At 53.2% G+C, this 8,799-nt stretch carries 8 protein-coding genes; all 8 read left to right on the plus strand.

Annotation, left to right across the window (positions count from 1 at the left end; all coding sequences use genetic code 11):
* Positions 1 to 25: 25 nt before the first annotated feature.
* The 8 genes from mtnK (at position 26) to ACFSDB_RS11750 (ending at position 8,697) form a co-directional block, all read left to right on the plus strand.
* Entirely contained in the window at positions 26 to 1,213 is a 1,188-nt protein-coding gene (gene mtnK, locus ACFSDB_RS11715) for an S-methyl-5-thioribose kinase (RefSeq protein WP_204893269.1), read from the plus strand.
* The gene (mtnA, locus tag ACFSDB_RS11720) at positions 1,210 to 2,271 is read left to right on the plus strand and encodes an S-methyl-5-thioribose-1-phosphate isomerase (RefSeq protein ID WP_204893270.1); all 1,062 of its coding nucleotides are present in this window, start codon (positions 1,210 to 1,212) and stop codon (positions 2,269 to 2,271) included. The genes mtnK and mtnA overlap by 4 nt, the downstream gene beginning before the upstream one ends.
* Positions 2,268 to 3,350 (plus strand): sugar ABC transporter substrate-binding protein, encoded by a 1,083-nt coding sequence (locus tag ACFSDB_RS11725; protein WP_204893271.1) that lies wholly within the window; start codon positions 2,268 to 2,270, stop codon positions 3,348 to 3,350. The genes mtnA and ACFSDB_RS11725 overlap by 4 nt, the downstream gene beginning before the upstream one ends.
* A gap of 62 nt (positions 3,351 to 3,412) precedes the next feature.
* Entirely contained in the window at positions 3,413 to 4,969 is a 1,557-nt protein-coding gene (locus ACFSDB_RS11730) for a sugar ABC transporter ATP-binding protein (RefSeq protein ID WP_204893272.1), read from the plus strand.
* Positions 4,893 to 5,930, plus strand: coding sequence for an ABC transporter permease (locus ACFSDB_RS11735; RefSeq protein WP_204893273.1), 1,038 nt, complete (start codon positions 4,893 to 4,895; stop codon positions 5,928 to 5,930). Before ACFSDB_RS11730 ends, ACFSDB_RS11735 begins: the two co-directional genes overlap by 77 nt.
* A 406-nt stretch (positions 5,931 to 6,336) precedes the next feature.
* Positions 6,337 to 6,729, plus strand: coding sequence for a cbb3-type cytochrome c oxidase subunit I (locus ACFSDB_RS11740; RefSeq protein WP_204893274.1), 393 nt, complete (start codon positions 6,337 to 6,339; stop codon positions 6,727 to 6,729).
* Positions 6,730 to 6,927: 198 nt separating this feature from the next.
* Positions 6,928 to 7,935 carry an EAL domain-containing protein gene (locus ACFSDB_RS11745; protein WP_204893275.1) on the plus strand — a complete coding sequence of 336 codons (1,008 nt, stop codon included), beginning with the start codon at positions 6,928 to 6,930 and terminating at the stop codon, positions 7,933 to 7,935.
* A 168-nt stretch (positions 7,936 to 8,103) separates the two neighbouring features.
* Positions 8,104 to 8,697 carry a flavin reductase family protein gene (locus tag ACFSDB_RS11750; RefSeq protein WP_204893276.1) on the plus strand — a complete coding sequence of 198 codons (594 nt, stop codon included), beginning with the start codon at positions 8,104 to 8,106 and terminating at the stop codon, positions 8,695 to 8,697.
* Positions 8,698 to 8,799: the final 102 nt, after the last annotated feature.

Genomic DNA, 8,799 nt, shown 5'->3' on the forward strand with positions numbered 1-8,799 from the left:
ACAACAGCTGAAAGGTAGATGACCTATGACAATAGCAACAAACCAATATGCAGCATTAACCGAAGAAACCGCAATCGCCCTGGCGAAAAGCGTCTATCCGTTCCCGGAAGGGGCAGAACTTTCGAGCCGTGAAATCGGCGACGGCAACTTGAATTACGTGTTCCGGATCACCGATTCGGCCAGCGGCAAAGGCGTCATCATCAAGCAGGCGTTGCCGTATGCGAAAGTCGTCGGCGAAAGCTGGCCGCTGACATTGAAGCGTGCAGAAACGGAAGCCGCAGCGCTCCTGAAGCACGGCGAATTCGCTCCAGGCCTTGTGCCGGAAGTGTATGCCACTGATACGGATTTGGCGGTGACGGTCATGGAAGACCTGTCGCATCTGAAGATTGCCCGCGAAGGCCTCATTGCAGGCGAAAGCTATCCGAAGCTTTCATCGGATATCGGGGAATACCTGGCGCGCACGCTATTCCATACATCGGATTTTGCGCTCCATCCGTTTGAGAAAAAGCGGCTTGCTGCGGAATTTTCAAATCCGGAGCTCTGCAAAATCACGGAAGACCTGATTTTCACTGATCCGTTCTTTGACCGCGAGACGAACGATTTTGAGCCTCAGCTGCGCCTGGCAGTGGAGGCGATCTGGAACAACGCGCCGCTTCAGCTGGAGGCCGCCAAATTGAAGTACAGCTTTTTGACGGAAGCGGAAGCATTGCTGCATGGCGACCTCCATACGGGCAGCATCTTCGCCAGTGCGGAAGAGACGAAAGTCATCGATCCGGAATTCGCGTTTTACGGGCCGATCGGTTTTGACGTAGGCCTGTTCCTTGCAAATCTGATCGCTCAAGGGATCACGCGCACCGGCGAAGGGCGCAAAGTGATCACAGACCATATCGCAAAGACATGGGAAACGTTTGAAGGGACTTTCAGCGCTTTATGGGAAGCAGAAGGCGTGGAGGCGTTCAAAAATACACCCGGCTACCGCGAAGCGATCCTTGAAAAAGTGTTCAGCGATGCGCTCGGCTTTGCCGGCTGCGAATTGATTCGCCGCACCATCGGCTTGGCGCACGTCAAGGACCTCGACGGCATTGAAGAGGAAGCACGGCGCATCGAATTGAAAAAACAGGCGCTGGAGCTCGGTGAAACCTTGATCCTCAACCGCCGCACCATCAAAGATATAGGGGCAGTTGTCCGTTTGGCAGAGGGGGAAGCGCGATGAGCATCCCGTTGTCGATTTCCTGGTCCGAAGGCCAACTGGTCATTCTCGATCAGCAGAAACTGCCGCATGAAATTGAATATGTCACACTCGAGACGCTCGAAGATGTCTTTGACGCCATTTTCACATTGAAAGTGCGCGGCGCTCCGGCAATCGGCATCGCCGCTGCCTACGGGCTGGCGCTTTCCGCCGTCCGCCACGAAACGGAAGACTTGGAGACGTTTTTCCACCTCGTCCAAAAAGACGCCGAATACCTTGGAAGTTCGCGCCCAACGGCAGTCAACCTCGTCTGGGCGCTCCAGCGGCTCGCATCGGTGGTCCGGAACGCCGGATCGGTGGATGCGGCAAAACAATTGCTGGCAGAAGAAGCGGTCCGGATCCACGAGGAAGACGAAGCTTCCTGCCGCCAGATCGGCGCATACGGACTCGAGCTGCTCGAGGGCAAAAAACGCGTCATGACCATCTGCAACGCCGGTTCCATCGCGACGGCCAAATACGGCACGGCGTTGGCGCCGTTCCATCTCGGAGCGGAAATCGGCCGGGAATTTGAAGTCTACGCCTGCGAGACGCGGCCGGTCTTCCAAGGATCCCGGCTGACTGTCTGGGAGCTGCAGCAATCGGGCGTCAACGTCACGTTGATCACCGACAGCATGGCAGCCCACACCATCGAGGCGAAAGAAGTCGAGGCGATCATCGTCGGTGCGGACCGCATTGCGGCGAACGGCGACACGGCCAATAAAATCGGCACACTGAACTTGGCGATCCTCGCAAATGCCTATAACATCCCGTTTTATGTAGCCGCCCCGTCTTCGACATTCGACGTGTCGATCGGTTCCGGTGCAGAAATTCCGATTGAAGAACGGAAACCGGAAGAAATCACCCATTTTGCGGGAGAGCCGGTGGCGCCGCTCGGAACAAAAGTGTTCAACCCGGCCTTTGACGTCGCGCCGGCCCGGCTCATCACAGCCATCATCACGGAAAAAGGCATCATCAAACCGGAATATGAGAAAAATATCCCTGCCGCCCTAGGCGCTTATACAGGAAAAGGAGCCCATTCATGAAAAGACAATCGTTTTTATTGCTAGCATTTCTTTTGATCATCAGCGCGTTTTTGGCGGCCTGCCAGCCAAAAGGTGAAGTCAGCGAAGAAGCAACGACCGACGCGACGAAAGCGGAAGCTTCGGACAACCCGCTTGCCGGAAAGAAAGTCGCGCTCGTCATGCAGCAGAACCTCGGGACGTTTTCGGCCCAGTACATTGAAGGCGTCAAAGAGCAGGCCCAAAAATTCGGCGGCAGCGTGACTGTCTTCACGTCTGACGGCGACCTGGCGAAAATGGCATCGAACCTGGATGCAGCGGTCAACCAGGGGTTTGACGGCATCATGATCGACCATGGCACAAAAGAAGCGCTGAACCAAGGCGTCGAAAAAGCGGTGGAAAAAGGCATTCCGGTCGTCGCGTTTGACGCCGGCGTAGAGGTGCCGGGTGTGGTATCGCTTGAACAAGGCGACCAGCAGATGGCGGAAATGACCTTGCAGAAATTGGCGGATGACAACGGCGGCGAAGCGAACATCGTAAAAATCTGGGTAGCCGGCTTTGCGCCGATGGAACGCCGCCAAGTGGCGTACCAAAAATTCCTTGAAAGCAACCCGGGCATCAAAGAAATCACGGCGTTCGGTGCTGCCACGCAGAACACGGCGCTTGATACCCAGGCGCAGATGGAAGCGGTCTTGAAGCAATACCCGAACGAAGGCGAAATCACAGCGGTATGGGCCGCGTGGGATGAATTCGCCAAAGGTGCGGTTCGCGCCATCGAACAGGCGGGGCGCACAGACATCAAAGTCTACAGCATCGACATGAGCGATGAAGACCTGCAGATGATCCAGAAAGAAAACAGCCCGTGGGCAGCTTCTGCAGCGGTCGATCCGATGGATATCGGGCGCATCCAGGTGCGCTACCTGTACCAATTGATCAACGGCGAAACACCGGAAGAAAAAGTAGTGCTTGAACCGGTCTTTGTGGACGCGGCGAAACTTCCGGAAGAAGCGATCACCACAGCAGAACTCAGCGAATACATCGACGGCTGGGGAGCGAGCGACCAAGGCTATACGGAAGACCTGAAAAAGCTGGAAAACGAATAAATGAAAGAGGAAGAGCTGTCCTGAACGACGGGGTGGCTTTTTTCTCAGAAAGGAGGCGCAGCATGGAACAGCGATTGCTCGACATGGCCGGAATCCATAAAGCGTTCGGAAGCGTGGCAGCGCTCCAAGGAGCGGAATTCAGCTTGGCGCGCGGCGAAGTGCATGCGCTGCTTGGCGTCAACGGCGCCGGAAAAAGCACATTGATGAAAATCCTCTCCGGCGTCTACGCGCCGGACAGCGGCAGCATCCGCCTCGAAGGGGAAGAAATCGGTCTCCACTCGCCGAAAGCGGCAAAAGAACATGGCATCTATACGGTTTATCAGGAAGTCGATACCGCAATCGTCCCGGGGCTATCGGTCGCAGAGAACATCTTGCTCGATGAGTTTGCGAGTCGCGGAAGTTTTTTCATTTCCAAAAAGCAGTTGCATGCAAAAGCGCGCATTGCCCTTCAAGAACTTCAGGCAGAAGGCATCGATGTCCGCCGGAAAGCGGCTGGCCTGACGCTTGCAGAAAAACAGCTGGTGCTGATTGCCCGTGCGCTCGTGCACAAGGCGAAGGTCATCATTTTCGATGAACCGACCGCGCCGTTGTCGCTGCGCGAATCGGACAAGCTATTCGCTGTCATCCGGGACTTGAAAGCGCAGGGCGTCGGCTGCGTCTTCATCTCGCACCGGCTGCCGGAAGTGTTTGAAATCAGCGACCGCATTACGGTCATGGCCGAAGGGAAATGGGTCGGCACGTTTGATACCCGGTCGGCTGTACAAGAAGAGATTGTCGAAGCGATGCTCGGTGCCAAGCTCAGCAGTGAACTGGTCCACCGGGAGCATGCCATCGGCGGTCCGCTGCTGGAGGTGGAAAATGTATCGGACGGCGACAAGTTGAAGGATGTTTCTTTGGCGGTCGCGTCCGGTGAGATCGTCGGCGTGGTCGGTCTGGTCGGGGCCGGGAAGACGGAGCTTGCAAAAGCGCTGTTTGGCAGCGCCAAAACCGTCGCGGGAACGGTCCGGCTGGACGGCAAGGAGCTGAACTTGAAGCACCCGGCTGACGCCATCCGCGCAGGAATGGCCTTGGTGCCCGAAGAGCGGCGCAAAGAAGGGCTCTTCGTCCACGAATCGCTCGAAACGAATGCCTCGTTTCCGAATTTGCGGAAATTCTCGCCGCGCGGGTTCATGGATAAAGGAGCGGAAAGCGGATTCGCGAAAGACATTATCGGGCGGCTGGGAATCAAGGCCGGCAGCACGAAGACGCCGCTTGTCCACTTGAGCGGGGGCAACCAGCAGAAAGTGGCGATCGGCAAGTGGATATCGCTCGATTCCCAGCTGTATTTATTCGATGAACCGACCAAGGGCGTGGACATCGGCGCTAAGGTCGATATTTTCAAATTGATCCGCAGCCTTGCTTCGAGCGGCAAGGGCTGCCTGTATTTTTCAAGTGAGATCCATGAAGCGATCGGCATCTCCGATCGAATATTGGTCATGTACAACGGTCAGATCGTGAAGGAATTTTCACGGCAAGAAGCGACCCAGGAAAGGATTTTATTATATGCAAGCGGTGGAAAAGAAGGGCAAACTGAAAACGGAGAGCCCGCTGAAGGAAAACGCCATCCAGTTTCTGTTTAAATACGGGGCGATTGCGCTCCTTGCAATCATCGTGTTTTATTTCAGCACCGTCAGCGACGCGTTCTTCACATACGGCAACTTTACGGATATCTTGCGGTCGATCTCCATTGTGACGCTGCTCGCGCTCGGAGTGACATTCACTTTAGTGGTGGACGGCTTCGATTTGTCGGTCGGCTCGACGATGTCGCTGTCGACCGTGGTGACGGCGTCGCTCATGGTCTGGTACGACATGCCGCTTTGGCTGGTCCTGCTGCTGCCGCTTCTGGTCGGAGTCCTGGTCGGTGTGGTCAACAGCTTCCTGATCGTGGTGGTCGGCATTCCGGACCTGCTCGCGACGCTCAGCATGATGTATATCGTCGCCGGGCTTCACCGGACCTATACGGAAGGCTACTCGATCTACAATAATATGCCGCTGACGTCCGGCGGAACCGCTCCTGGCCAGTTATCGGATGCGTTTCTGTGGATCGGCCAGGGGCAGATGCTCGGCCTGCCGGTGCCGGTCTGGATCATGCTTCTCTTCGTGCTTGCGGCGTATGTTCTGCTCAACCACACGCGCTGGGGCCGGATCCTGTACATGACCGGCGGCAATGCGGAAGCTGCCACGCTTTCAGGCGTCAATGTGAAAAAAGTGAAGTTCACGGCATACGTCGTATCCGGCGTGTTTGCGTCGATGGCGGGCATCCTGTTCACGGCGCGCGTCGGCTCCGGCCAAATCGACGCCGGGGCGCCACTCCTCATGGAAGCGGTGGCCGCAGTATTCGTCGGCTACTCGGTGCTCGGCGCCGGCAAACCGAATGCGCTCGGCACGTTCTTCGGGGCAGCCGTCATCGGCATCCTGCTGAACGGCTTGACGATCCTGAATCTCCCGTATTATGCATTCGACATCATCAAAGGCGCTGTGCTTGTGGCGGCGTTAGCGGTGACGTATGTTTACGCGAAGAACAAGTTTGCCAAGACTTGAACCTGAAAGGCTCCCGCATAGGGAGTCTTTTTCTTTTAAAAAAACGATCCGATAATAAACCAAGTTGTGTTTGGTTTATAGGAAATAATTTGTTAGAAAAGCAGGAAAAGAACCCCATTTCCAAGAAATATAAAGAGACAATATAGATTGAGAATAACGTAATTTTAACGGAATGATCAAAAAGTCAGGTCAATGAAAAGCGTTTATCTTTCTCTCATCCAATTCATACATATAGGGTAGTGGCGTGACTACACTAGCAGCATTGATTTTATAAAAATATAAGCGTGTTGGAAAGGATCTGATAATGCACGGAGAAATCAACTTATAGGATTTGCAACCTGAGATGTTTGGACACAATGCCATTTCCGAAAAAACTCTAGCAGATTTGAAAGGAGTTTGATGTAAGATGGCAACGGCTTTTATTAAAATAGCTGCTATTTACCTGTTGATCGGCATCAGTTTGGGAATTTACATGGGAATTGTTGAAGAGTTTGAATATACCCCTGTTCATGCCCATATCAATTTGCTCGGCTGGGCGACGACGGGGCTGTTTGGTGTGATTTATCATGTTTTGCCCGAAGCAGGGAATAGCAAATTAGGAAAAGCTCATTTCTGGCTCCATAATATCGGATCATTCCTTGTGCTGTTTGGAATGATCCTGTTTGTAAATGGGGAAGAGGGGCTGGCTTTTCCGGTCGCATTAACTGGAGCGTTGGCTGTGGTAGCCGCCACTTTGGTATTTATCGTGAATTTATTCAAGAATGCCAAAGAGACGCAGCCTCGAAGAAGACAAGAATAAAGAGGGAAGGATTGAAAAATTAAAGACTCCTAATATAGGAGTCTTTTTTTGCGCGCCAGTAGAGGCATAAAAGTTCTCTTTACAAGCCATGACTCTTTCCACTATAAAACTTCGATTTTCGAAAAAATTGGATAAATAGGTATAAGAAATTACAGGAATAAAGTACACTATTATTACCAATATCAAGGGGGAAGGAATTTGGAATGTAATAATTGTACAGTTGCGAGCTTGAAGTTCGAAATTCGCCTGGAAGGTGAATTGAACAGCTCGGTGTTGGAACAAGTTGCGGAATTTTTGGAAAGACGAAATATAGCAGTGACCCGAAAAGAAAACAAATTGCAGATGGACGAACAAGGGGCCAGGGAATTTCTCGATTTCTGCAATGACTTGCTGGATCCGGCGGAAGCGGTGTTTCGCATCAACCAGGAGGCCTGGAAACCGCTTTCTGAAATGGAGCATGTCTTCAATATGGAATGGATCGATGACGTCATCCGATACGAGCGGCTCAGCTGCCATTACCAGCCGATCATCGATGCCGAAGGAAATATCTACGCATATGAAATGCTGGCGCGTTTTCAAAATGAAGACGGTTCGACGATTTACCCGAATGAAATCTTTCCGGCTGCCAAAAGCCGGGGGCGCTTGTATGCACTCGATCGGGTATGCCGCATGACAGCCGTCAAGCATGCAGCTGTACTGAAAGGCGAGAAGGCGTTTATCAATTTCATTCCGACATCGATCTACTCGCCTGAATTCTGTCTGCGTTCGACGACAGAACTTGCCAACAAACTTGGGGTCGACCCGCAGCAGCTGGTCTTTGAAGTCGTCGAAACCGAGCAAGTGGACGATCTCGATCATTTGAAGAAAATTCTCGCCTATTACAAAGAAAAAGGCTTTGAATACGCGCTGGATGATGTCGGCGAAGGCTACAGCACGATCGAAATGCTGGCTGACCTGAAACCGAACTACATGAAGCTGGACATGCAATATGTACAGGGCGTTGCGAATGACGCAGTAAAACAGGGGCTGGCTCTCCAGTTTCTTGAAAAAGCCGTGGAAATCGGGTCTGTGCCACTTGCCGAAGGCATCGAGGAACGGGCGGACTTTGACTGGCTGAAGGAGCAGGGCTACCAGCTGTTTCAGGGGTACTATTTCGGAAAGCCGTCTCCGGCTCCGACGAAAGTCGAAGGGGCGCTCACGCTTTAAATAGAAAGACAAGACGAAAAAGGAAGCGCCGGTCCAAAAGGCACCTCCTTTTTTGTTTGCCTGGAAAAGCACATTTCACTCCGAACCATTTATAATGGAGAGAGCAAGATGTCTGTCCACCCAGTTCCATCACTTCCAAAAAACCAGTAAAAATCAGGAGGAATCGCCATGCTTTCGATCGACCCGAACGAACAGACAGAACGCGAGAACTATAAGTTGCTGGTCGGCAGCGTCATTCCGCGCCCGATTGCCTTTGTCACCAGCATGTCGGCTGACGGCATCGTGAACGCGGCGCCGTTCAGCTACTTCAATATTGTGGCATCCGATCCGCCGCTCCTGTCGGTTTCGGTCCAGAGCAGAGCGGGCGCGCTGAAAGACACGGCACGGAACGCCATCGAAACCGGAGAATTCGTCATCCATGTCGTGGATGAGTCGAATGTAAAGGAAGTCAATAAAACCGCTGCCTCCTTGCCGCCGGAAGAAAGCGAAATCAGTTTGACCACCTTGACGCTCATCGACTCCGAAGCTGTGAAAGTGCCATCGGTGAAAGAAGCGAAAGTCCGGTTTGAATGCCGGCTGGAGCAGGCAGTGGAACTCGGCGGCACCCGCCTTTTGATCGGCCGGGTCGTCCGTTTCGTGATTGACGAATCAATCTACGATAACGGCCGCATCGATCCGGAAGCCTTGAAGCCGGTCAGCCGCCTCGCCGGCCTCAACTATGCCAAGCTTGGCGACATCTTCCCGCTGAAGCGCCCGGAATAACAAAAACCCCTGATGAGAATGAACTGAACCCCAAATGGTAGACACTTTATAAAAGTGACCCCATTTGGGGTTTTTTCTATTTTCACACCCCGGTATACTGAA

It is taken from the genome of Planococcus chinensis (assembly GCF_042681545.1).
In the GTDB taxonomy this organism is placed as follows: Bacteria; Bacillota; Bacilli; order Bacillales_A; family Planococcaceae; genus Planococcus; species Planococcus chinensis.